Origin of the sequence: Micromonospora sp. MH99 (assembly GCF_021442385.1) — a bacterium.
Classification (GTDB): domain Bacteria; phylum Actinomycetota; class Actinomycetes; order Mycobacteriales; family Micromonosporaceae; genus Micromonospora.
Genome location: NZ_MUZA01000003.1, coordinates 135,240 through 159,409, shown reverse-complemented (window position 1 = coordinate 159,409; position 24,170 = coordinate 135,240). Strand labels below are relative to the sequence as shown.

Annotated in this window: 17 protein-coding genes; 5 read left to right on the top strand and 12 right to left on the bottom strand. The window is 70.7% G+C overall.

The window, feature by feature from the left end; all coding sequences use genetic code 11:
- Positions 1–11 precede the first annotated feature (11 nt).
- Genes B0E54_RS02965 through B0E54_RS02940 form a run of 6 tightly spaced genes read right to left on the bottom strand, consistent with a single transcriptional unit; the run spans position 12 to position 4,741 of the window.
- The gene (locus tag B0E54_RS02965) at positions 12–335 is read right to left on the bottom strand and encodes a DUF202 domain-containing protein (RefSeq protein ID WP_234581672.1); all 324 of its coding nucleotides are present in this window, start codon (positions 333–335) and stop codon (positions 12–14) included.
- Positions 336–350: 15 nt separating this feature from the next.
- Entirely contained in the window at positions 351–719 is a 369-nt protein-coding gene (locus B0E54_RS02960) for a DUF202 domain-containing protein (protein WP_234581671.1), read from the bottom strand.
- Entirely contained in the window at positions 716–2,128 is a 1,413-nt protein-coding gene (locus tag B0E54_RS02955; RefSeq protein WP_234581670.1) for a sulfatase, read from the bottom strand. The genes B0E54_RS02960 and B0E54_RS02955 overlap by 4 nt, the downstream gene beginning before the upstream one ends.
- A 23-nt stretch (positions 2,129–2,151) precedes the next feature.
- Positions 2,152–3,153 carry an aliphatic sulfonate ABC transporter substrate-binding protein gene (locus tag B0E54_RS02950; RefSeq protein ID WP_234581669.1) on the bottom strand — a complete coding sequence of 334 codons (1,002 nt, stop codon included), beginning with the start codon at positions 3,151–3,153 and terminating at the stop codon, positions 2,152–2,154.
- Complete coding sequence (locus B0E54_RS02945; protein WP_234581668.1) at positions 3,150–3,932, bottom strand: ABC transporter ATP-binding protein; 783 nt, start codon at positions 3,930–3,932, stop codon at positions 3,150–3,152. Before B0E54_RS02945 ends, B0E54_RS02950 begins: the two co-directional genes overlap by 4 nt.
- Positions 3,929–4,741 carry an ABC transporter permease gene (locus tag B0E54_RS02940; RefSeq protein WP_234581667.1) on the bottom strand — a complete coding sequence of 271 codons (813 nt, stop codon included), beginning with the start codon at positions 4,739–4,741 and terminating at the stop codon, positions 3,929–3,931. Before B0E54_RS02940 ends, B0E54_RS02945 begins: the two co-directional genes overlap by 4 nt.
- 314 nt (positions 4,742–5,055) lie before the next feature.
- Here B0E54_RS02940 and B0E54_RS02935 point away from each other — a divergent pair, with 314 nt between their 5' ends.
- Together B0E54_RS02935 and B0E54_RS02930 are read left to right on the top strand one after the other, a co-directional pair.
- Positions 5,056–7,482, top strand: a complete 2,427-nt coding sequence (locus B0E54_RS02935; protein ID WP_234581666.1) for a family 20 glycosylhydrolase — start codon at positions 5,056–5,058, stop codon at positions 7,480–7,482.
- A 101-nt stretch (positions 7,483–7,583) separates the two neighbouring features.
- Complete coding sequence (locus tag B0E54_RS02930) at positions 7,584–8,771, top strand: ROK family transcriptional regulator (RefSeq protein ID WP_234581665.1); 1,188 nt, start codon at positions 7,584–7,586, stop codon at positions 8,769–8,771.
- On the opposite strand, the gene B0E54_RS02925 is transcribed toward B0E54_RS02930, so the two are convergent.
- From B0E54_RS02925 to B0E54_RS02915, 3 genes are read right to left on the bottom strand one after another with little or no spacing between them, the layout of a single operon-like run.
- Positions 8,768–9,613: a class II fructose-bisphosphate aldolase gene (locus B0E54_RS02925; protein ID WP_234581664.1), complete on the bottom strand. Its 846-nt coding sequence runs from the start codon at positions 9,611–9,613 to the stop codon at positions 8,768–8,770. The two genes, B0E54_RS02930 and B0E54_RS02925, sit on opposite strands and share 4 nt — an antisense overlap.
- Before the next feature lie 9 nt (positions 9,614–9,622).
- Positions 9,623–10,519, bottom strand: coding sequence for an SIS domain-containing protein (locus B0E54_RS02920; RefSeq protein WP_234581663.1), 897 nt, complete (start codon positions 10,517–10,519; stop codon positions 9,623–9,625).
- Positions 10,495–11,523 (bottom strand): 1-phosphofructokinase family hexose kinase, encoded by a 1,029-nt coding sequence (locus B0E54_RS02915; protein ID WP_234581662.1) that lies wholly within the window; start codon positions 11,521–11,523, stop codon positions 10,495–10,497. The genes B0E54_RS02920 and B0E54_RS02915 overlap by 25 nt, the downstream gene beginning before the upstream one ends.
- Before the next feature lie 377 nt (positions 11,524–11,900).
- On the opposite strand from B0E54_RS02915, the gene B0E54_RS02910 reads away from it, so the two are divergent.
- The 3 genes from B0E54_RS02910 to B0E54_RS02900 are packed head-to-tail and all read left to right on the top strand — an operon-like array spanning position 11,901 to position 17,537.
- Positions 11,901–12,974 carry a right-handed parallel beta-helix repeat-containing protein gene (locus tag B0E54_RS02910; RefSeq protein ID WP_234581661.1) on the top strand — a complete coding sequence of 358 codons (1,074 nt, stop codon included), beginning with the start codon at positions 11,901–11,903 and terminating at the stop codon, positions 12,972–12,974.
- A 19-nt stretch (positions 12,975–12,993) separates the two neighbouring features.
- On the top strand, positions 12,994–15,348 hold the full coding sequence (locus B0E54_RS02905) for a family 20 glycosylhydrolase (protein ID WP_234581660.1): 2,355 nt from the start codon (positions 12,994–12,996) through the stop codon (positions 15,346–15,348).
- On the top strand, positions 15,345–17,537 hold the full coding sequence (locus tag B0E54_RS02900; RefSeq protein ID WP_234581659.1) for an RICIN domain-containing protein: 2,193 nt from the start codon (positions 15,345–15,347) through the stop codon (positions 17,535–17,537). The genes B0E54_RS02905 and B0E54_RS02900 overlap by 4 nt, the downstream gene beginning before the upstream one ends.
- 68 nt (positions 17,538–17,605) lie before the next feature.
- Here the strand turns inward: B0E54_RS02900 and B0E54_RS02895 are convergent, their stop codons facing one another.
- The 3 genes from B0E54_RS02895 to B0E54_RS02885 all read right to left on the bottom strand — a co-directional run bounded on the left by B0E54_RS02895 (position 17,606) and on the right by B0E54_RS02885 (position 23,896).
- Positions 17,606–20,386 carry a discoidin domain-containing protein gene (locus B0E54_RS02895; RefSeq protein ID WP_234581658.1) on the bottom strand — a complete coding sequence of 927 codons (2,781 nt, stop codon included), beginning with the start codon at positions 20,384–20,386 and terminating at the stop codon, positions 17,606–17,608.
- Between the two features lie 172 nt (positions 20,387–20,558).
- Positions 20,559–21,338: a DeoR/GlpR family DNA-binding transcription regulator gene (locus B0E54_RS02890; protein WP_234581657.1), complete on the bottom strand. Its 780-nt coding sequence runs from the start codon at positions 21,336–21,338 to the stop codon at positions 20,559–20,561.
- 215 nt (positions 21,339–21,553) lie between these two features.
- Positions 21,554–23,896: a beta-galactosidase gene (locus tag B0E54_RS02885; protein ID WP_234581656.1), complete on the bottom strand. Its 2,343-nt coding sequence runs from the start codon at positions 23,894–23,896 to the stop codon at positions 21,554–21,556.
- Between the last annotated feature and the right edge of the window lie 274 nt (positions 23,897–24,170).

Here is a 24,170-nt window from a genome sequence, read left to right as displayed (position 1 = left end):
ACCTGTCGCCCTCAGCGGGCGAGGACGTGGGCGAGGATCGCCATGCCGCCGACCGCCACCAACGCTCCGGCAGCAGCCAACGGTGCCGCGCCGTCGGGACGCCCGAGCCCGGTGGGCAGTCGCACGGTGCGGTACCGGCGTCGGGCCACCGTCACCACCGCGACGGCCAGCGGCGCGCAGGCCAGCACGATCCCCGCGGCGAACGGACGAGTCGGCAGCAGCTCCCGGCCGACGGCCACCAGCACGGCGGCCGTCGCCAGCGCCGTGCGTAGCCACGCCAGCAGGGTGCGTTCGGCCTGCGCCCCCCGGTCGGCGGGACACGGTGGATCCGTCACCTCAGCACCACGACATCAGATCAGCACCACGACGGCGATCGTCACGCCGGCCGCGACCACCCCCACCGCCGACACGGCCACGACAGGTGTGGACGGCAGCGGCAGCTGGAGCCGCAACGCCCGTTCGTTGCGGCTCCAGCGGGGGAACGCCTCGGCGGCCACCCCGACGGCGAGCACCGCGAGCACGACCGCCGCCCACTGCGAGCCGTCCGTACCGAAGGCCTTGACCGCCGCGGCGGCCACCATGAGACCCAGCGCGGTCCGCAGCCACGCGAGGAACGTGCGCTCGTTGGCGAGGGTGAACCTCGGGTCCGGCTCGGTGCCCACCCCGTAGACCCGGCGTGGCCAGCGGCGGTCGGCTCGTCCCGCCGACTCGTCGGTCACCCGGTGACCGCTGTCGGCGGCTGCCAGGGCGTGTCACCACACTCCTGCTGGACGCGGGCGAGCTCGGCGGTGAGGGCCGCCCGGATCGGCGCGTACGCCGGGTCGTCGTAGACGCTGCGCATCTCCCACGGATCGGCCCGCAGGTCGAACAGCTCCCACTCCGGCTCCTGCGCCGTCGCGGAGGTGCCGGGCAGACCCAGCCCGTCGGCGTAGTAGTAGACCAGCTTGTGGTCGTGGGTGCGGACGCCGTAGTGCGCCCACACGTGGTGCTCGTCGTCGTCGTGCTCCCAGTAGCGGTAGTACACCGACTGCCGCCAGTCGTCGACGTCCTCGCCGCGCAGCAGCGGGCGCAGTGAGCGCCCCTGCATGCGGCTGTCGGCCGGCACGCCGGCGTAGTCGAGGAACGTCTGGGCGAAGTCGACGTTCATGGCGAGCGCGCCGGTGGTGGAGCCGGCCGGGATCTCCGCCGGGTAGCGGATGAGGAACGGCATGCGCAGCGATTCCTCGTACATGAACCGCTTGTCGTACCAGCCGTGGTCGCCGAGGAAGAAGCCCTGGTCGGACGTGTAGACGACGATCGTGTCGTCGGTCAGCCCGTGCTCGTCGAGGTAGTCGAGCAGGCGGCCCACGTTGTCGTCGACGCTGGCGACGCAGCGCAGGTAGTCCTTGATGTACCGCTGGTAGGTCCAGAGCGCTGCCTCGTCCGGGTCGAGGTGCGGCGGCAGCATCTCCTTGATGTCGTTGGCGGTCAGGTCCCGGTCCACCCGCATCCGGGCGGCCCGGGCGGCAGCGGCGTGCCCGGAGTGGTCGTCGTCGAACGAGCCCGGTACGGCCACGTCGTCGACGTACATGTCGCGGTGTTTGTCGTCGGGCTCCCAGTTGCGGTGCGGCGCCTTGTGGTGCACCAGCAGGCAGAAGGGCCGCTGCTGGTCGCGCCGGTCGAGCCAGTCGACGGCCAGGTCGGTGATGATGTTCGTGCAGTAGCCGGTGCGGACCTGTTCGGTGCCGTCCATGCCGATGAACACGGGGTCGCGGTAGCGGCCCTGACCGGGCACGACCTCCCAGTAGTCGAACCCCCGGGGGTCGTGCTCCGGGCCGTGCCCGAGGTGCCACTTGCCGACAAGCGCGGTCTGGTAGCCGGCCCGGCGCAGCAGCTCCGGGAAGACGAGCTGCCGGTTGTCGAACTCGGTCGACAACGTCTGCACGCCGTTGACGTGGTTGTAGGTGCCCGTGAGGATGGTGGCCCGGCTGGGCGCGCACAGGGAGTTGGTGCAGAAGCAGTTCTCCAGCAGGGCGCCACCGGTCGCGATGCGGTCGATGTGCGGCGTCTCGTTGATCTTGCTTCCGTAGGCGCCCACCGCGTGCGCGGCGTGGTCGTCGGCCATGATGAAGACGATGTTGGGCCGCACGGGTTGATCCCTTCTCACCGGACTCAGGACGCGTACGCGGCGGCGTCGTAGTAGGTGCTCGGGTCCACGACGTCCGGCAGCTTGCCGAGGTCCTTGAACAGGCCGTTGAGGCCGGTGAGCCAGCCCGCGACGGTGCCGTCGGTGGACTTGGCGGCGAGTTCGGCCGACGGCAGGAACCGGGCGTTGCTGGCCTCGGCGCGGAGTTGCTCGACCGGCGCCGACTTGAGGAACTTCGCGGTGACCTCGACGGCGCCGTCCACGTTGGCCGCCCGCTCGTCGTTGGCGGCGCGCAGCACCGCGAGCACCTTCCTGACCAGCTCCGGCTTGCCGGTCACCACGTCGTTGCGACCGACATAGGCGGACGGGAAGCTGATGTCCGGGTAGAAGTCGTCGTTCTTGGCCAGCTCGGCGAGGTTCGGGACCCGCTTCTTGATCGTGCCGATGAGCGGGTACCAGATGCCGGCGGCGTCGATCTGGCCGGACCCGAACGCGGTGACGACGGTGCTGGGATCCATCGTGACCTTCCTGACGTCGTCGATGGAGAGTCCGGCGCGTCGCAGGGCCAGCCGCACCATCATGTCGCCGGAGGTGCCCTCGGGTACGCCCACCTTCTTGCCCTTGAGCGCGGCCATGGAGGTGATGCCCGGCTGGGCGATGACCCGGTCGGCGAAGCCGAGCGAATTGATGGCGATGACCCGGGCCTTGCCGGACGCCGGCAGCCACAGCGCGCCCGGACCCAGGTAGCCGAAGTCGAGGTCGCCCGCGCCGAGGGCCTGCACCTGGAGCGGCCCGTTGGTGAAGACCTTGAGGTCCGGCTTCAGGCCGTGCTGCGCCCAGAGCTTCCTGTCCTCGGCGATCGCCATCAGGCTCGCGCCGGTGAAGTCGGCGATGTAGCCCAGCTTCACCGGTTCGGTGGCCGAGCCGCCCGAACCGGACTTGTCGTCGTCGCCGCAGGCGGCGAGGGCCGCGGCGGCACCGAGGCCGGCGATGCCGGCGAGCAGGGCGCGACGGGAGAGAGTGCTCATCGGGATGCACCTTCCTGAGGGGTCTGGTGGTAGACAGCGCGCCAGACCCGATTGCGGATCCGGGAGAATTCCGGGGAGAGGCGGACCGCTTCGGTCCGCGGGTAGGGCAGGTCGACGTCGATGACCTCGTGCACCCGGCCCGGCCGGGCCGCCATGACGACGACCCGGTTGGCGAGGTAGACGGCCTCGTCGACGTCGTGGGTAATGAACATGACGGTCCGTCGCTCGGAGCCCCAGGTGGCCAGCAGCTGATCCTGCATCTGCACCCGGGTGAGGGCGTCGAGGGCGCCGAAGGGTTCGTCCATGAGCAGGACGCCCGGGTCGACGGCGTACGCGCGGGCGATGGCGCACCGCTGCCGCATCCCACCGGACAGCATGCGGGGCAGCGCGTCGGCGAAGTCGGTGAGGCCCACGAGGTCGATGAAGTGCTGCGCCCGTCGGCGCCGTTCGGCCCGCCCCACCTTGGCGATCCGGAGACCGAACTCGACGTTCTCGCGCACGGTCAGCCAGGGGAACAGCGCGTACTGCTGGAAGATGACGCCGCGTTCCGGGCCGGGCCCCCGCACCTGTCGTGCGTCGACGAGCACCTCGCCGCCGGTGGGTTCGACGAGGCCGGCGGCGATGTTCATCAGCGTCGACTTGCCGCAGCCGGACGGCCCGACCACTGTGACGAACTCCCGGTCGGCGATGTCCAGGTCGACGTCGCGCAACGCGTGGAACGGCTTGCCGCCCACCTCGAACGTGCGGCTGGTGGAGCGGAAGGAGATCTTCTCGGTCATCGGCGTTCCTGCCATCCGGTGAGGCGCTTCTCGGCGGCGAGCAGGAGCCGATCCATGACCAGGCCGAGCACACCGATGGTGATCAGGCCGACGAAGATGCTCGGCAGGTCGTAGTAGATCTGCGCCTGCTGCATCCGGTAGCCGAGGCCCTCCTGCGCGGCGATCAACTCGGCGGCGACAAGCGTCGCCCAGGCCGCGCCGAGGCCGACGCGCATGCCGACCAGGATGAACGGGGTGGACGCGGGGACCACCACCCGGCGGAACACCACCGCGTCGTTGGCGCCGAGCACCCGGGCAGCGTTGATCATGGTTTTGTCGACGTTCACCACGCCCTGGAACGTCGACACGACGCAGGACAGGAACGCGGCGAGGAAGATGACGAAGATCTTCGGGGTCTCCCCGATGCCCATGAGCAGGATGGCCAGCGGGATGACGGCCAGGGGCGGGATCGTGCGGAAGAACTGCACGTAGGGCTCGATCAGCCCGCGTGCCGTCCCGTACCAGCCCATGAGGAAGCCGACCGGGATCGCGAGGGCACTGCCGAGCGCGAAACCGATGAGCACCCGACGCAGGCTGGCGAGGCTGTCGTCGAGGAGGGTGCCGTCCATGGCCAGCTCACCGGCGCGGACGGCGACCTCCTGCGGCCCGGGGAGGCCCGAGACCCCGATCTGTGCCAGCACGGTCCAGATGCCGATGCCCAGCACGACGGCGATCACGTTCCACACCAGCAGCGGTACGGCGCGGCGCTGCGGCGACGCCGCGGTGGTCTCTGACCCTCGGGGTGGGGACGGTTGAACGTCTATCGCCACGGTGGTGCTCCGTAGCCCAGCTCGGACATGGGGCCCCTTTCCGGTCGGCGGCGCTGAAGGTAAGCGAATCTTTGGTGACTCGACGAATCATGTCAACCCTTCGGACTAAAAAGCCCGAGCTGGGAGCGCTGCGGCGGTTCATAAGATGTCAGACCTCTGGCCCGCAGCCTAGGGCTGGCCGCGCCACGTGACAACGCCCGGCCGGCATGCCCGTTTATTGTCCGACCCATTGACTAAATTGAACGGCTTGACCAGACTGCGGCTACCCGAGCCACCAGTCTCCCGGCGAGCCGGGCGACGGACGAAGGAGTCCCATGTCGATTCCGCGCTCCCGCCACACCCCTGGATCCCGACGCCGCCTGAGCGCGGCGAAGCTCGCCGTGGTGGTCACCGCGTCGCTGCTCGCGCCGCTTCCGGCCGGCACGCCGGCCATGGCCGCGCCGGTGAACCTGGCCCGCACCGGCACCGCCACCGCGTCGAGCGTCGAACTCGACCGCGCCGACTTCGTCGCCGCACACGTCAACGATGGCGACCGCAGCACCAGGTGGTCGTCGAAGTACCAGGACGACAACTGGATCCAGGTACGGCTGGCCAGTGCCGCCAGGGTCGACCACGTGACGCTGACCTGGCCCAACGCGTGCGCCCGTGACTTCTCCCTGCAGACGTCGACCGACGGCGTCGCGTGGACCACGGTGACCCGCCTCCAGCGCGACACCTGCCCCCGCACCGACGTCATCGCGGTCAACTCGTCCCAGCCGGTGTCCTACGTACGGATGCAGGGCCACCAGCGGTGGGCGGGTTACGGCTATTCGATCTCCGAGTTCGAGATCTGGGACGGCACCGAGCCGGCACCGGCACCCTCGCTGGGCCTGCTGCCCAAGCCGGTGTCGCTCGCGGAGAACGGTGGCACGCCGTACACCCTGAGCCCGAGCACACCGATCGTCGCGGTCGGATCGCCGGCGACAGCACCCGCCACCTACCTCGCCGGGCTGCTCCGCCCCGCCACCGGGTACGCCCTGCCGGTCGTCACCCAGAGCACCGCGCCCGCGCCCATCGTCGTGGAGGTGGGGGCCGGCAAGGGTCCGGCCGGCCACGCCGCCGAGGGGTACCGGTTGGTCGTCACCAGCGGCACGGTCCGGATCAGCGCCGACACGGCGAACGGCGCGCTCAACGGGGTGCAGACGCTGCGGCAACTCCTGCCCCAGTGGGTGGAGTCCGACACCGTCGTGAGCACCGCGTGGACGGTGCCGGCGGTGACCATCACCGACTACCCGCGCTTCGCCCACCGCGCGATGATGCTCGACGTCGCCCGCAGCTTCTACCCGATGAACGAGATCAAGGCGTACATCGACAGCGCCGCGCAATACAAGATCAATCGTCTGCACCTGCACCTGACCGACGACCAGGGCTGGCGGATCGCCATCGACAACCCGGCGAGCAACCCGGCGGGCATCGACTACGGCCGGCTCACCTCGGTCAGCGGACGCACCGCCATGACCTACAACGACAGCGGTCAACTGATGGGCACCGAGCTGGGTGTCACCGGCTTCTACACCCGGGCCGACTACGCCGAGATCGTGCGCTACGCCGGCGTGAACGGCATGACGGTCATCCCGGAGATCGACATGCCGGGGCACACCAACGCGGCGCTGCACGCCATCCCCCAGCTGAACACCGCCGGCGCCCAGCCCAAGCCGGCGTCCGGCCAGCAGACCGCGCCGGCCAACGGCACCGGCAACGTCGGCTACTCGACGCTCGACTCCGCCAGCGCGACGACGTACGAGTTCGCCACGCAGGTCCTGACCCAGATCGCCGCCATGACGCCGGGGCCCTACCTGCACATCGGCGGCGACGAGGCGCACGTGACCAGCCACGCGAACTACACCACGATGGTCGACGCCTTCACCGCGACTGTCGCGTCACTCGGCAAGACAGTGGTCGGCTGGAACGAGTACGCCGGCACGGCGCTGCCGCAGGGCAACGCGGTGGTGCAGTACTGGAACGGCGACCGCACGGCGGTGGCCAACGCGGTGAACGGCCGCGGCGCCCGGGTCGTCCTCTCCCCCGCCGCCCACACGTACGTGCCGCAGAAGCAGGATTCCCGCCAGCCGCTCGGCGGCACCTGGGCGTGCGGCGGACCGTGCGGGCTGGACCGGCACTACAACTGGGACCCGGGCACCTTCATCCCGAACATCGCCGAGACCAGCGTGCTCGGGGTCGAGTCGGCCCTGTGGGGTGAGTTCATCCGCCGCGTCGGCCAGGCGCAGTACTACAGCTTCCCGCGCCTCATCGCCACCGCCGAGGTGGGGTGGACCCCGCAGGCGCAGCGCGACTACGCCGACTTCACCACCCGACTGTCCGTGGCCGGGGGACGGTTGACCGTCGAGGGCGTCAACTTCTTCCCCACCGCCGACGTGCCGTGGCGCCACCAGGCAATCGGCCGGCCCACCGCCGTCGTCGTCGGCGCACCGGCCGGCGCCACCTGGACGGTCACCGCCCCCGGGCTCCGCAGCACCGATCTGGCCGCCACGATCACCTGGAGCGACGGCCGGGTGGAGGCGCTGACACCCGCCGCGACGCGCGAGCCGAGCATCCCGGCGATGCAGATCAACAGCGCGTTCACCGTGGTGTCCCGGCGCACGTTCGGCGCGGCGGGGACGTACACCGGGACGTTGTCCGTGCGCTCGGCCGGGCTGGCCCCGGTCCAGGCGGCGCTGAGCGTCACCGTCCGCGCCAGCTGACCGCCGGCCGGCGCCGTCACCTCGCCACGTGGCGGCGCCGGCCACCGCGCCGTACGTTGCCACGACGACACCCGGAGGCAGGCGTCGGTCATGATGGTGCCGTGATCGAACGCCCGGATGCCATGCAACGCGTGCGGCTGGCGCACACGGAGGCCCTGCTGGCCCAGCTCCGCAGCGCCGGCCCGCTCAGTCGGGCCGACCTCATCCGGCTGACCGGGCTGTCGCGCACCACCCTCTTCGACATCATCGCCGACCTCATCGCCCGCGGTGTGGTCGTCGAGCGGGAGCCCGCGCTGTCCGGCCACCGGGGCCGGGGACGGCCGTCCACGACAGTCAGCCTCAACCCGTCCGCCGGCCGCATCGTCGGCATCGACCTCGGCCGGGCGACGATCACCGTCATCGTCGCCACCCTGGGGCACGACATCCTGGCCCGGGGCAGCCGGCCCATCACGCTGGCGGCGGGGCCGGCCCGGCGGGCCAACGCCGCGATCAAGCTGATCGACGACCTCGTGCAGGAGCACGACATCGATCTGCGGGCGCTGGAGGCGATCGGCCTCGGCCTGCCCGGTCTGGTGGCCGGCCCGGCTCGTCCGGCGGGCGGCGCCAGCCCGTCGGCGGCCGCCAAGCAGGTCCGCGCGCGGATCCAGGACCGGTACGGCGTCGCCGTCGTCACCGACAACAACTCGCGGCTGGCCGCGCTCGCCGAGGGCACCTGGGGAGCGGCCCGCGACGTGCGGGACGCCATCTACGTCCGGTGGAGTGACGGCGTCGGTGGCGGCCTCATCGTCGATGGCCGGCTCGCCCGCGGGGCGAACGGCGCGGCCGGCGAGATCGGCCACGTCAGCGTGGATCCCGACGGGGACCCGTGCCCGTGCGGTGGCCGCGGGTGCCTGGAACTGCTGATTCGTCCGTCGGCGCTCATCGAGCGCTGCGCCGCCCGGGGCGTGACCGTCAGCGACCCGGCCGACCTGGTGGCGCGGGCCCGCGCCGGCGAGCCGACAGTCGAGGACGTGGTGCGGCAGGCCGCGACGCTGCTCGGTCGCGTGCTGGCGGGCATGGTGGTGCAGGTGGATCCGGGCACGGTGGCCATCGGCGGCACCCTGGCCCACGCCGGCGAGGTGGTGCTCGGGCCGGTCCGCGCGGCGATCGCCGAACTGGCGATGCCCCGACACACCCGCCACCCGGACGTCGTGCCGGCCCAGTTCGGCGACGAGGGCGGTGCCCTCGGCGCCGTCGCGGCCGCCCTGCGGCTCAACCTGTCCGAGCCGGCACCCGCCTTCCCCGCCTAGAAGCGGGCCGCGGGAAGGAGCGTGAGCAGGCGCGCGACGTTGTCGGTCACCGCGTCCCGGCCGGCAGCGAGGTATCGGCGCGGGTCGCGGGAGTGCGGCACGGCGGCCCGGACCGCGTCGGTGAACGCCACGTTGAGGGCCGTACCGACGTTGATCTTCACCATGCCACGGGTGACCGCGGCGCGGATCTGCTCCAGCGGCACCCCGGAGGAGCCGTGCAGGACCAGGGGCACCGGTACGGCGTCGCGGATCGCGGTCACCAGGTCGAGATCCAGCGAGGCGGTCCGGTCGGCCATCGCGTGGGAGCTGCCCACCGCTACCGCCAGCGCGTCGACGCCGGTCTCGGCGACGTAGCGGGCGGCCTCGGCCGGGTCGGTGCGGACCCCGGCGGTGTGGGCGCTCGCCGGGGCGTCCGGTTTACCGCCGACGTAGCCGAGTTCCGCCTCCACCCACAGCCGGTGGTCGTGCGCCCACTCGGTCGCCTTGCGGGTGGCGGCCACGTTCGCGGCGTACGGCAGCGTGGACGCGTCGACCATCACGGAGCTGAATCCGGCGTCGGCCGCCTGCTCCAGCAGGGTGGTGTCCTCGACGTGGTCCAGGTGCAGCGACAGGGTGGCGCTGGAGCGCCAGGCGACCTCGGCCGTCGCCGCCGCGATGGCGGACACGCCGGAGTGGTAGCGCGCGGCGTTCTGACTGATCTGCAGGATCGCGGGACGACCGGCACGCTCCGCCGCGGCGGCGATCGCCTGGGCGTACTCGATCGTGATCACGTTGAACGCGAGCACGCCGGTACCGGCGGCCCGGGCCGCCGCTACCAGGTCGGCGGTGGGAACGAGGGTCATCGACGGTCCTCAGGCGACCGGCGCGGTCAGGACGACGGACCGGGTGAGCAGCCGGGGCTGGTCCGGATGCAGGCCGCGACGCACGGCGAGTTCGACGGCGAGGCGCTGCGCGGTCGTGAGGTGCGCCATGGCGTCGATGTCCTCGTGCACCACGATCGCCCCGGTGGCGGCCAGATCGTCGAGGAGGCCCGGCACCACCGGCCCGAAGATCCAGACCACCGACCGGTGGTCCACCACGCTGATCGGACCGTGCCGGAACTCCATCGCCGGGTACGACTCCGCCCACATCTGTGCCGCTTCCCGCAGCTTGAGGGCCGCCTCGTGCGCCACGCCCACCGTCCAGCCGGTGCCGAGGAAGGTGAACTGGTCCCTACCGACCACTGCCGGGTCGAGTGGGGTTGCCAGCTGGGTGCGCGCCTGGTCGATGGCCTGGGTGAGGTCCTCGCCGAGACCGGCACGCCAGAGGGCGAGCGCGGTAGTGGCGAAGCGGGTCTGCACCACCGACTGCTCGTCGGCGAAGTCGAGGACGACGCAGTCGCTCACGAGCCGGGTCACCGGCCGGTCGGCGTCGGTGGTGAGCACTGTCGAGCGGCTGCCGGGCGGCACCTGCTCAAGGAGCCGGATCACCTCGGTGGTGGTGCCGGAACGGGTGATGGCGACCACGCGGTCGTACCGTCGCCCGGTGGGGAACTCCGACGCGGCGAAGGCGTCGGTCTCACCCTGGCCGGCCGACTCCCGCAGCGCCGCGAAACTCTGCGCCATGAAGTACGACGTGCCGCAGCCCACGACGGCGACCCGTTCGCCCGGTTGGGGCAGGGCCCGCGCCACGGCCGGTCGGGCGACCAGATCCACGGCGCGACGCCACGTCTCGGGCTGGGAGGTTATCTCGGAGGCGACGTGCGACACGGTTCCTGCTCTCTGTCGGTGCGGTGCTCGTCCAGTTCGTCGACCGTGGTTCCGGGCAGCAGCCGGGAAGCCACGGCGTCGTCGTACTCGCCCGCCCACGGGCAGGCGACGGCGGCCGCCGAGACGGCCGCGCCTCGGGCGAGGACGTCCCGCCAGGGCGCGCGGGTGAGGAGCCCGTGCGCGAGCACTGCCGCGAGGGCGTCGCCGGCGCCGGTCGGGTTGCCGGCCACCCGTTCGGGCGCGCGGGCGTCGTAGGCGGCCCCGCCGTTGACCGCCACGAACCCGTCCGCGCCGCGGGACACGACGCCGGCGTCGGCGCCGAGCCGGACGAGCCGGTGCGCCACCTCGACGGCGTCGTCGCGGGTGCGCACCGGGCGGCCGAGCAGATCCGCAGCCTCGTGGGCGTTGGGTTTCACCAGCGTCGGGGTGGCGGTGAGCGCGTGGCGGAGCGCGGCACCCTCGGTGTCCACGATGGTCTGGACCCCGCCGGCCCGCGCGATGCTGACGAGATCGCGGTACGCGGTCTCGGGGACGCCGGGTGGCCGGCTGCCGGACAGCACCACCACCCGGGCCGCCCGGACCCGCTGGGCGAACACGTCCCGGAACGCCACCCACTGGGCGGCGGTGACGTACGGACCTGGTTCGTTGAGGACTGTCGCCGTGTCCCGCCCGAGGACGGTGACCGTGCGGCGGGTCTCCGCGTCGAGGCGGGTGAACTGCGCCGGTACGCCTGCGGTCGCCAACTCGGCCTCGATCTGCTCGCCGGCGGCGCCACCGGCCAGGCCGAGGACCATCGTCTCGGCACCCAACTGCCGCAGCACCCGGGCCACGTTCAGGCCCTTGCCGCCGGCGCGGGAGACCACGTCCGTCACCCGGTGGGAGGTGTCCGGCACCAGGTCGGGGACGGTGTAGGTGACGTCCAGGGCCGGATTGAGAGCCACCGAGATGATCAGCTCGCCGGGCGTCCCGGACTCCGGCGGACCGCCGTCCAGGTCTCGTTTCATGTCCGCCTCTTCCGACGATGCCGGCAACACGAGCGCGCATGATCTGTCATGACGTCCAAGCGCCTGAATCACTCACGATGTTGCAGACACTAGGATCTGGCATCGGCGGCGTCAAGGTCGGTCCTGAGCGCTCACACGCGCTCACGGCCTCCGTTGACACCCACATTGAGGAAGCCGCGCAGGTCCGCGTGCCGCGCTCGAACCCCGGCCGGAAATTGCACCAACTTGCACGGCGGCGTGAAGCCGGAGGCTGGAGCGCCGGCACGTGACGGGCTGCCGCGAGCCGGAAACCCCTCCCTTGACGGGCGTCGATATCACTCGTAAGTTCGTCCGACATCAGACGTAGGACAATCCCCCCGCTGTCCGAAGGACCACCCATGACCACACGACTCCCCCGCCGCGCGGTCGCACTGGCGGGTGCCGCCGGTGCCCTCGCCGCAGTCGTTCCGCCCGGACGCGCCGATGCCGCGATCGCCTCGACGTCCCTCCCGGTGCTCGGCGTCTCCGACGACTGGAACGCCGTCCTCGCCCGTACGCCTCAGGTGCAGCTCGCACCCGGCGCCACCTACACCCTCACCGCGCCGGTCACCCTGCCCGACCGGTGTCTCATCGTCGGCAACGGCGCGACGGTGACCGTTGCCAACGACCAGACCGGCGCACTGTCCATCGTGGGCCGCAGCGGTGTCACCATCAGCGGCGTCCACTTCCTCGGACGCCAGGCCAGCCCGGTCGGCACCGCGCCACAGTTCGCGCACGTCGCCGTCCGGATCAGCCGCAGCACCGGCGTACGCATCCTGGACTGCGACTTCACGAACTGGCGCGGCGCCGGCCTGGCGATCACCGGCTCGACCGCCGACGACTACTTCGGCTACCGGCTCAAGGTCAGCGGCAACGCATTTCACCGGTGCTACTTCGGCGTCTCGCTGGCCGACCGCAGTGAGTACTCGCAGTTGACCGCGAACAGCTTCACCTCGTGCCGACTCGCCATCTGGAACTCGTCGGGAAACTGGACGATCAACGGCAACATCGCCGTCGGCTGCTACGGCGCCTACTACTCGTTCGCCCAGACCAGCCCGTACGGCGCGCTCGCCGGTGACAACTGGGGGCACGGCAGCCTGACCGGCAACACCTTCAACCACTGCAACGGCGGCGTCCCCGTGCGCTGGAGCACCGCCCTGTCGTTCCCGATCGGCGCGACGGTCCGCGACCCGGGCACCGGTGTGGTCGTCGACGGTGTCCTGCCACCGACCTTCACCGGCAACACCCTCTGGTACAGCGACATCCGCGCCACGAACCTGCTCGGCACCCGCTGGCTGCTGTCCGGGTGCACGCTCTCCAACCTCGCCGTCACCTGCGCCGGCACCGCGCCGGTGCACCTGGTCGGCACGCAGTCCAACAGCGGCACCGCGCCCCTGTTGCAGGGCAACGTCAAGGACCTCCTACCGCTCTGACCGATCGGGGTACGCCACAGTGATCTCATCCCGCAAGCGGCTTCCTTCTCTCGTACTCGCCTCCCTGCTGGCCGGCGTGGGGCTCGGAGTCCCGACGCCGGCGCAGGCGGCGGCCAACCCGGCACCCCAGGTCGCGCCGAGCGTCCGGGAGTGGACCGGCGGCACCGGCACGTACACGCTGACCCCGTCGTCCCGGATCCTGGTGGACCCCGTGTCCGCCGCCCAGTTGTCGTCGGCCGCGACGTCGCTGCGCGTCGACCTCGGCGCGGTGAGCGGCGTGGACGTACCTGTCGTCTCGTCGGCGACGCCCGGGACCGGCGACATCCTGCTCACCCTGGCGAGCACCGACGCCGGCATCGGCGACCAGGGCTATCTGCTGACCGCCGGCCCGACAGTCGTGGTCCGCGCGAACGCGGCGGCCGGCGTCTACTACGGCACCCAGACCCTGCTGCAAATGATCAAGCAGAGCGCGACGAGGACGACGATGCCGGCGGGGACCATCCGGGACTATCCGCAGTACCGGGACCGGGGGGTGATGCTCGACGTCGGCCGGCACTTCTACGAGATGGACTACCTGGAGAACCTTCTCCGCCGGATGGCGTGGCTACGCCTGAACACGTTGCGCCTGCACCTCACCGAGTGGAACGGCTTCCGGCTGCGTAGCGACAGGTACCCGGGTCTGGCGTCGGCGCAGTCCTACAGCAAGGCCGACCTGCGCCGGTTGCAGGACGTCGCCAAGCGCTACCACATCACCATCGTTCCCGAGATCGACCTGCCGGGTCACGCGACGGCGATGACGAGGTACGACCCGACGATGCGGTTCTCCTGCGCGTCGATGGACTACGCGCCCTGGCCGGGCGGGTCGAACGGCGGCTGGACGCTGAACCTGACCAAGGAGAACGCCCGCACGTTCGTCATGAACCTGCTGTCGGAGTTCGTGCCGCTGTTCGACGGTCCGTACTTCCACATCGGCGGCGACGAGTACCAGACCGACAGCGCCAAGAACGCGTGCCCCGAGCTGGTCAGCTACGCGCAGGCGCGGGGCTTCGCGTACCCCGGTGACGTCTTCACCGAGTTCATGAACCTGATGAACGACAAGGTGCGCTCGTACGGCAAGACGGCCCAGCTGTGGAACTGGTGGGAGACGAACGGTCAGCAGACCAGCATCAAGCCGGCGACCAGCATCGTCCTCACCCCGTACACCGGGTCGCTCAACTACTTCTACAACCTGGGCTACACGGTGGTCGGCGTGCCGGAGAGCACCTTGTACGTGACTCCCGGCCTGAACCTCTACGTCAACACGAAGAACGTCTACGAGAGCTGGACGCCGGACACCAACGCCAAGGTCAACGGTTATCAGATGGCCCGCTGGTCGGACGCCGTGGAGTACCAGAGCGACGAGTGGTTCGACCAGTACGCGAAGCGGCCGGCCGAGGTCCTGGCCGAGCGCCTGTGGGGCGGGCCGCGGTCGAGCACTGTGGAGGCGTTCTTCGCCCGCGTGGACGCGATCGGGGACGCCCCGGGCGTGCCGAGCGTGGTCCAGGTCAACGACAACACCGTGGGGACCGGCGACAACCAGTTCAGCTACTCGGGCACGTGGTCTTACGGGGCCGGCGGCACCCAGCAGTTCCAGCGCGACGACCACTACAGCAGCACGCTCGACAGCGCCTACCAGGTGCGGTTCACCGGCAACAAGATCAAGCTCTTCGTGGCCCGGGCGCCGAACCACGGCCGGGCGGGCGTCTCGATCGACGGCGGCCCGGAGACTGTCGTCGACCTGTACTCCCCCACCCGGGTGGACCAGGCGATGGTCTTCACCAGCGGACCGCTCGCGCAGGGCTCGCACGTCCTGAAGGTGCGGGTGCTGAACAGCAAGAACGCGAACTCATCCGGTACGGCGGTCACGGCGGACAAGGTCGAGGCGTCCACGGCGCCGATCCCGGTGGCCGCCTTCGACCCGTCGACCGAGTACCGCGTGGTCAACCGCAACAGCGCCAAGGTGCTGGAGGTGCCGGCGGGCAGCGGGGACGGCGGCGGTGCCGTCCAGTGGTCGGGCAACGGCGGGGCGCACCAACGCTGGACGCTCGTCGAGGCCGGCGGCGGCTACCACCGCATCGTCAACCGCAGCAGCGGCAAGGTGCTGGACGTCTCGGGCTCGTCCACCGCCGACGGGGCGAGCGTCGTGCAGTGGACGTCCCACGGCGGCGCGAACCAACTGTGGAGCGTCATCCCGGTCGGCACGTACTTCAAGATCATCAACCGGAACTCCGGCAAGGCGCTCACCGTCGCCAACGCCGCGACCACCGACGGCGCCGCAGTCGTCCAGTCGACCTACCGCGGAGGTACCGAACAGCAATGGACCATCACCCGATGAACTGCCGATCGAGGCTGCCCCGGGGCGCGCTGGCCCGGACCGGTACCGCCGCCACCGCCGCGCTCGTCCTCCTGCTGAGCCTGCTGATGCCGGTGTCCGCCGCTCAGGCGGCCACGGCGACGCTGAACTACGCGGTCAACCAGACCTTCAACGGCAGCAGTACCTTCCTCGACAGGTCGGCAGACCTGCCCGCCGTCGCGAACCTGACCCAGGGAGCGATCGCGGTCCGGTTCCGGTCCACGAGCACCGCCGTCGCGAAGAGCTTCTTCAGCGCCTCGCACACCGCCGACGACTCCAGCAACCTGTCGTTCTCCCTCAACGGCGGCGCGGTGTACTTCGAGAACCGGGAGAACGGGGCGTACGCCACGCAGGTGACGTCCACCGGCGGCCCCTACAACGACGGGGTCTGGCACACGGCGATCCTGACCGTCGGCAGCGAGGGCACCCGCCTCTACGTCGACGGGACGGTACGCGCCACCAACCCCTCCACCAGGTTTTTTGCCAACGTCCGGGACCTCAACGGCATGTGGGTCGGCCGCAACGTCGATGCCCAGGGACCTCAGTGGCACTACGGCGGCGACCTCGACTACGTGCGCGTCTACGGCACACCGCTGACGGCGGGCGAGATCAGCGACCTCAGCATGCGCATCGACTACACGATCCCGTTCCTGGACCTGAAGGACGACACGCGCCGCCAGGTGCTCACCGACCGTCAGGCCGGGCAGTACCTCGGGCACCCCGACACCGTCCTGCTCGACGACGGGCGCACGATGTTCGCGGTCTACCCCATGGGCCACGGCACCGGCCAGATCATCCTGAAGCGCAGCGACGACGGTGGCCGCACCTGGACCGGCCGGCTCCCCACGCCGGCGAGCTGGGCCACCAGCAAGGAGACGCCGACCCTCTACAAGGTGGTGAAGCCGAACGGGACGACCCGGCTGCTGCTGGTCAGCGGCCTCCCGGCGAGCCCGGGCGGCTTCAAGACCGCGTACTCCGACGACAGCGGCCGGTCCTGGTCGGAGTTCACCCACCACTTCGCGGACGCCGGCTTCGCCGGCTACGTCGCCCACGCCACACTGGTGCGCCTCAAGAAGGCCGACGGATCCTGGGACTTTCGGTATCTGGGCATCTTCCACGACGGCGGCTACAACAACTGGAAGACCTACCTGAGCTTCGACGCCGCCGGCAACGCCGTCTGGAGCACCCCCACCCGGCTGCTCGCCGCGCACAACGCCATCGAGAAGTACGCCGGCCTGTGCGAGATCGAGATCATCCGCTCGCCGGACGGCCGCCAGCTCGCGCTGCTCGCCCGGGCGCAGAACAAGCGCACCAACGCCATGGTCGCCTTCTCCAACGACGAGGGGAACACCTGGACCGAGCCGCGCGAGATGCAGGGCGCGCTGATGGGCGAGCGGCATGCCGCCACGTACGACCCGGCCACCGGTCGACTCGTCATCACCTTCCGCGACATCATCCGCAACAGCGTGAGCAACACCGGCGCGTGGGTGGCCGGCGACTGGGTGGCCTGGGTCGGCACGTACGACGACCTGGTCAACTCGCGGGAGGGCCAGTACCGGGTGCGGTTGCTGGAGGACTTCACGCCCTCGGTCAAGAGCGGCGACACCGGCTACGCCGGCAACGTGGTGCTCCCCGACGGGACGTTCGTGCTGACGTCGTACGGATACTTCGACCCGGCGGACACGAGCTACCCGTACATCATGACCGTCCGGTTCAGCCTGAAGGAACTCGACGCCCTGAACGGTTCGTTCGACCCGAACGCGAGCTACACGCTCACGAACCGCGCCAGCGGGAAGGTCATGGAGGTCGCGGTCGCCGCACCGGCTGACGGCGGCGACGCCGTCCAGTGGGCCGACAACGGTGGCCTGCACCAGAAGTGGTCGATAGTTCCCCTCGGCAACGGCTACCACCGCATCGTCAACCGCCGCAGCGGACGCGCCCTCGACGTGGCCGGCAGCTCGACGGCGGACGGCGCGGACGTGATCCAGTGGACCTACTCGGGTGCGGCCAATCAGCAGTGGCGGATCACGCGCGTCGGCACCCACGTCACCATCACGAACCGCAACAGCGGCCGGGTGCTCGACCTCGACGGGACGATCACCGACAACGGCGCGGACGTCGTCCAGCGCACCGCCACCGGCGCGACCCGCCAGCAGTGGTCCCTCTCCTAGGACCGCCGTCGCAGGACGCCGCGGGCTGCTCCAGCAGCCCGCGGCGTCGCTTGCACAGGGGTACGGGGTCAGCTCCCCGACGCTGACGCCACAGCTCTGCCGGTGACCGTCAGGTCGGCCACCGTGGTCCACGGCCCCCGGCCGCCGGCCTCGCTCAGTGCCCGCAGGCGCACGTACCGCCCGCTGCGGGCGGCGGTAAACGGCACCACCTTCTGCGTCGACGTGTCGGCGAAGGTCCCCGACGCCACCGGTGTGCCCCAGTTGCTCGGGCTGTCGGAAACGTACACCTCGTAACCGCCGACCCGGCCGTTCACTCCCCCGTCCTGCCGGGGCAGGTACCGCAGCCCGTCGACCTGGTACGTGGCACCCAGATCGAGCTGGATCTCGTGCGGCAGGGGCGCGGCGGTGGACGACCAGGCGGTGTGCCAGAAGGTGGCCGTACTCCCGTCGAAGGCGTTGGTGGCCGCGCCGTTCTCCGCGCTGGTCTCCTCGCTGTCGGCGTACACGAGTCGCCAGTTGTCGCGCGGGATCGGCGGCGGCGTCGTGCTCGTGCCGGCGACGGGCAGCACCGCGCCGTCGATCCGGGTCTGGAACGCGGCGCTCCGCGACCCGGCCTTGATCCGCAGAACCCCGTCGGCGTAGAACCAACCGCTGCTCCCCGAGTCGTACGCGGCCCGGGTGGCCAGCGACGGCAGGGTCTGCCCGGCGACCGTTACCGCGCGGGGAGCTGCCGCGAGGTGCGCGGTGAACTCGTAGGAGCGTGACGACGGCTTGCCCGCGTACGTGCCGACGGAGGCGCCCACGTCCACGGTGACCGTCCCGGTGCCGGACGTCGGTGCCGTCATGCCGACCTGCTGGGTTGCGTACGCCCCGCCCTGGTAGGCGCGGGTGACGCCGTCGTCCTCGTAGAGCGTGAAGCTCGACGAGCCGCGCGGATACAGGTCGTAGGTGAGCGTGGAGACCGGCTTCTCGCCTGTGTGATTCATCTGCGGCCACATCGGCACGATCGAGCCGCCCTTGACGAACAGGGGCAGCCGGTCGAGCGGCGCGGCGTACCCGTTCAGGGTGAGCGGGCCCTGGTACACCCGCCCGGTCCAGTAGTCGGTCCAGGTGCCGGCCGGCAGGTAGATGCCGTCGCGCAGCTCGGTGTCGGAGACCACCGGCGCCACCAGGAACGCGTCGCCCGCCATGAACTCCCCGGACGTGGCGTTGCCCCGGGCTACCGGGTCGTTGGGGTACTCCAGCACCAGGGCCCGGGTCGCCGGCACGCCTGTCACGCTGGCCACGCGGCTCATCGTGTAGTGGTACGGCATCAGCCGCATCTTGAGCTGGAGGTACCGGCGGTTGATCGACAGGTACGGCTCGGCGTACCGCCAGGGCTGCTTGTCCTGGTAGCCGGCCGCCGGGTTGGTCGCGCCCCAGCCGGACATCGTCATGAACGCCGGCGTGAACGACTTCCACTGCAGGTCCCGCACGTAGGTGTTCGGGCTGCCCCCGAAGATCCCGTCGACGTCGCCGGTGGCGTAGTTGAGGCCGGACAGCCCGGCGCCGGCCACGGCCGGCACGGTCCACCGCATGTCGTCCCACCGCCCGTACGTGTCACCGGTCCAGACGACGGCGTTGCGCTGGGTGCCGGCCCAACCGTCGACGGTCCACACGTACCGGCGGGCGTCGGAGTTGCGCTCGATGCCGTCCACCGCCTGCTGGACGCCACGGAACGCGTTCTGGTAGCCGCCACCGACCCACGCGACGTCGGTCTTGACGCCCCGCGTACCGGCGGTGCCCACCTCGTAGTCGATGGACGACAGGCCGGTGGAGGTCCACAGGCCGGTCTGGAAACCGAGCGCCTTGGCGCCGGCGACGGTCGCGGGCAGGTCGGTGTAGCCGCAGCCGTACCCGTCGTTGGGCAGGAACCAGCCCGACGGCATGTCCTTGGCGCGGGCCTCCCGCGCGTACGACAGCACGTCGGGGGTCCGCTGGTGCCCGGCCCGGTTGTGGTCGCCCTGGTAGGCCGGGTTGGACGCGTTGAAGCAGTCGGCGTTGCCGAGTTCGAGGCCCCACATCGGGCTCAGGAACGGTTTGCCGGTCACGTCGGTGTACGCGCCGAGCACGCCCTTGAGCGAGTCACCCACGAAGTAGTACGCGTCGAACCGTTCCTCGTTGTGGGTGGTGGTCACCGGCGCGGTGAAGCCGTACGAGCCGGACGCCCACGTGTTGCGCAGGACGCCGTAGCCGTTGGTGGACAGGTAGAAGGGCGCCGGACTGGCGTTGGTGTTCTCCCGCCACTGGTTGTCCACGGCGATCGGCACCGTCTTGTCGCGCAACGCCCACTCCCCGAGGCGCAGGCCGGTGCCGTAGAACTGCTCGTCCGCGGCGCGGGCCAGCCGTTGCGTGGTGCGGCCCGAGCCCCAGTCGAGGGGTTGCGACTCCCGCCAGATCAGCCTCCCGTCCGGGCGCTGGACCTGCATCGTCAGGGGGCTCTTGGTGATCCGGATGACCACCGCCGCGGTGGCGATGCGGAAGGCGCTGCCCTCGTCGGTCGCCGTGCTGGCGACCGTACCGAAGTCGGTCCGTACGGTGATCTCGTTCGCCGCCGGTTCGGTGAAGGTGCCGTTGGGCGCGACCCAGACGCGGAAGATGTCCGCGCGGGCCAGGGTGAGCCGGATGCGGGCGGCAGTGCTGGTGGTGATGGTGTACGTGTTCCCGGCGCGGGTGAGGCCGGTCGCGCTGCCCGGTGTGCTCGCCCGGGCGGGTACGGCGTGCAGCATCGCGGCGAGCAGGATGAGGACCACGACGGCGGCCCGGGCGGACGTACGGCGGGTGGGCGCGGGCAGCGATGACCAGATCATCGTTTTCTCCCGGTGTGGTGAGGATGACATTCACAGGGACCGATGAAATGGAATGCTGCACCCGCTTGACTCAAGATGCAATAAGTAGCCCGCGATTTTGCATCGAGTTACATCTTTGCCCGGTGCCCGTGTTCACACGAGTGCGCCGGCCGACGATCCAGGCAGCCGACCGTCAGACCTGGAGGACGGTGACCCCGGCCTGCTCGACGAGGCTCACCTGCCGCGGGTCGGCCGACCGGTCGGTGATCAGGGTGTCGATGTCGCCCAGCGGGCAGATCCGGTTGAAGCTGCGGCGGCCCAGCTTCGAGGCGTCCGCGACGACTATCGTCCGCGCCGCGCTGGTCACCATGACGTGGTTGACCGCCGCCTCGCCGTCGTTGTGGGCGCTCGCGCCGTGCTGGTGGTCGATCGCGTCCACCCCGAGCACGACGACGTCCAGCGCCACGGACGCGAGCATCGTCTCCGCGATCCGGCCGACCAGCTCGTACGACTGGGTCCGGGCCGTCCCGCCGGTGAGCACCACCCGGATGTGCGGACGCACGATGAGTTCGTGGGCGATGTTCAGCGCGTTGGTCACCACCGTGGCCGCCGACAACTGCCCGTCGGGGTCGGTGCGCAGCGCGAGCGCCCGGGCGACCTCGGTCGTCGTGGTGCCGCCGTTGAGCCCGACCGTGCTGCCCGGCGGGATCAACGCGAGGGCGGCAGCGGCGATCCGCTGCTTCTCCGATGCCTGCCGCACCGCCTTGTAGCGCAGCGGCAGGTCGTAGGAGACGTTGGTGACGACCACGCCGCCCCGGGTGCGCGTCACCAACTGCTGGGTGGCCAGCTCGTCGAAGTCACGGCGGATGGTCGCCGTGCTCACGCCCAGCTCACGGGCGGTGGACTCGATGTCGAGCTGACCCTCGACCGCGACCATCTCCAGGAGCCGGTGCCACCGCTCGCGCTGGTTCACGTCCCACTCCGGTCGCTCCGCCTGCCCATGCGGCCATCTTCGCATCTCCGGTGCGTGGGCAGTTCACGGGAACGACTGCGTGGTCAGTTCACGGGAACGACGCGGGGCCGGTGGGCGACCTGCGCGGCCGCCGCACCGCAACAGGTCGCACACCGACCCCCACCAACCCGGGCCGACCTGGTGGTCGCCGCCGGTGACCGGCCGCCCGGGCGGCGTCAGGACGGCGTGAGCCGCCAGTGCTGGGAGGCGCTGCCGGTGTCGGTCTGCTGCACGATCGTGGCCCCGTTGGTGGTCGCGCCGCCGGCCACGGCCAGGACCTTGCCGGTCTGCACGTTGACGAGCTTCACGAACTCGCCGGACGCCGTCACGACCCGCCACTGCTGGTTGCCGCCGCCGGTAGCGGTCCACTGGATGACCCGCGCCCCGTCCGCCGTGGAACTCGCCTCGACGTCCGCGAGCAGACCCGAGCTGACGCTGGTCATCGTGGTGACGGCACCCACCGCGCCGGCCATCAGCCACGCCTGGTTGGCACCGCCGTTGGGGGTCCACTGGATCAGCTGCACGCCGGTGACCCGGGACAGGTCCGGCACGTCGAGGGCCTTGCCGCTGGCCCGGTTGACCACCGTGTGGCGGACGGCGCCCGACTGGCCGCTCAGGGTGGCTTCGAAGGAGATCGGCTGGGCCTGCACCTGGTGCAGGTCGAAGACGACGATCTCGTTCGCGCCGACCCGCAGCCACGGCGCCGGGCAGTAGAGCCGCTGCTGGGGCCCCACCTTCCAGTAGCGGCCCAGGTTGCGGCCGTTGACCCAGACCACGCCCTTGGTCCAGCGGGACATGTCGAGGTACGTGTCGCCGGTCTGGGTGAGGTTCACCGTGGCCTTGAAGAAGATGCCGGGCCGCGAGCTGTTGCTGAGCACCGGACGGAGGCCGGCCACGAACGCCTCGTCGACCGGCAGCAGGTGGGTCTGCCAGTTGGTCAACGTGCCGGTCAGGGTGCCCGCGTCGACGAGGGACACGCGTTCGGTGATGCCCTTGCGGTCGACGAGCGCCTGACCGTAGTTGTTCCGGCCCATGCCCTCGACCAGGATGTCGAGCGTGGGGCTGCCGCTCGCCGAGGTCTTCAACGCCAGCGGCGCGTCCTGCACCGTCACGCCGAGCGGCGTCGTGTAGGCCGCCGGAAGGTTGCTCCGGGACATTCCGCCCTGGTAGACGCCGTCGAGGAACACCGTCGCATAGTCGCGTACCGACCTGACGTCCAGCGTCGCCCGGGTGTAGCCGGGCAGGACCCGGCGGTAGAGCATGAAGCCGGAGTTCTGGCCGTACATCTCCATCGGTTGTGGATTCGTCTGGGTCGGCAGCGCGGCCGGCAGGTTGTCCCACAGCGAGGCGTACGGCGTGGGCAGCACCGCCTGGCCGCCGGTACGCACGATGGTGGGGATCGGCGCGGGCACGGCCGGCAGCGTCACCCCGAGGGCCGTGCCGATGATCTCGCGGTAGGTCGGATACAGCCGCGACGGGCCGCCCTGCTCGGTGATCGGCGCACCGTAGTCGTAGGTGGTGATGTCCGCCTGGTAGCCGGAGCCGTTGTCGGCGGCGTTCGCACCCGCGGAGTACCCGAAGTTCGTTCCACCGTGGATCATGTAGATGTTGAACGACAGCCGGCCGGCCATCAGGCCCCGCAGCTGGCTGGAGATGTCGGTGTTCGAGCCGGCGAAGCCACCGTCGCCCCAGTGGGTCAACCAGCCCGGGTAGAGCTCGCCGGACATGGCCGGGACGGTCGGGAAGGACTGCCGCGCGGCGGCGATGGCGGCGGCGTCACCACCGCTGAGCGCGATCGCGCCACCGGTGACGACAGTCCGGTTGCCCTGCACCTGGCCGAGGCCGTCCTCGGTGTAGAACGGTCCGGTGATCCCGGCCCGCAGCCACAGTTGTCGCAACTCCTCCAGGTAGACGGCGTCGTTGCCGTACGAGCCGTACTCGTTCTCGATCTGGACCATCAGGATCGGCCCGCCGTTGGCCACCATCAGCGGCTTGACCACCGCGGCGAGAGCGGTGATGTAGCGCGTGACGGCGGCCATGTAGTTGGGGTCGGCGGCGGTGCGGACGCGCAGCCTGATGCTCGGGTTGCGCAGTAGGTACGGCGGTAGACCACCCAGGTCCCACTCGCCGCAGACGTACGGGCCGGGACGCAGCAGCACGTACATGCCCTCGGCCTGGCACAGGCGGATGAAGCCGGCGATGTCCCGCCGATCGGTGGTGAAGTCGAAGACGCCCTGTCGTTCCTCGATGTGGTTCCACATCACGTAGATGGCGATCGTGTTCATGCCCATCGCCTTGGCCATCTGGATCCGGTGCCGCCAGTACTGCACCGGGATGCGGGCCGGGTGCATCTCGCCGCTGCGGATCTGGAACGGCTGGCCGTCGAGCAGGAAGTCGCTGCCGTCGGCGGAGAACCCGAAGGTCTGCGCCGCCGCCGCGGCGTTGGCCGGGCCGCCCGAGGTCAGCATCGCCGCGAACGGACTGAGCACGCCGAGGGTGAGGAGTTGGCGCCGTTCCATGGGGTCTCCTTCGGACAGGCGTCGCCGGCGGCGGTCGCGGGCCGGGGACCGGCCCGACCGCCGGAATGACGAAGGTGGTCGATGCGATTGAGCCTGCCAGACGACGCAACATGATGTAAATATGTGCGCCCTATCCGGCATCTTCGATCAGAGCGGCCGTCCACCCTGGATGCCCGCGCCCCCGCGCACCCTCCCGCATCGATCTATTGACGACCGGCCGGCGTCCGGTTAGCGTCCCGACATCAGATATCCGACGTCTTACGCCTTGCTTCCC

Excerpts from the sequence above, each read along its gene's own strand:
- B0E54_RS02950 (WP_234581669.1), bottom strand. The coding sequence starts at position 3,153 with ATGAGCACTCTCTCCCGTCGCGCCCTGCTCGCCGGCATCGCCGGCCTC.
- B0E54_RS02900 (WP_234581659.1), top strand. The coding sequence starts at position 15,345 with ATGAACTGCCGATCGAGGCTGCCCCGGGGCGCGCTGGCCCGGACCGGT.
- B0E54_RS02945 (WP_234581668.1), bottom strand. The coding sequence starts at position 3,932 with ATGACCGAGAAGATCTCCTTCCGCTCCACCAGCCGCACGTTCGAGGTG.
- B0E54_RS02895 (WP_234581658.1), bottom strand. The coding sequence starts at position 20,386 with ATGATCTGGTCATCGCTGCCCGCGCCCACCCGCCGTACGTCCGCCCGG.
- B0E54_RS02915 (WP_234581662.1), bottom strand. The coding sequence starts at position 11,523 with ATGAAACGAGACCTGGACGGCGGTCCGCCGGAGTCCGGGACGCCCGGC.
- B0E54_RS02935 (WP_234581666.1), top strand. The coding sequence starts at position 5,056 with ATGTCGATTCCGCGCTCCCGCCACACCCCTGGATCCCGACGCCGCCTG.
- B0E54_RS02925 (WP_234581664.1), bottom strand. The coding sequence starts at position 9,613 with ATGACCCTCGTTCCCACCGCCGACCTGGTAGCGGCGGCCCGGGCCGCC.
- B0E54_RS02910 (WP_234581661.1), top strand. The coding sequence starts at position 11,901 with ATGACCACACGACTCCCCCGCCGCGCGGTCGCACTGGCGGGTGCCGCC.
- B0E54_RS02885 (WP_234581656.1), bottom strand. The coding sequence starts at position 23,896 with ATGGAACGGCGCCAACTCCTCACCCTCGGCGTGCTCAGTCCGTTCGCG.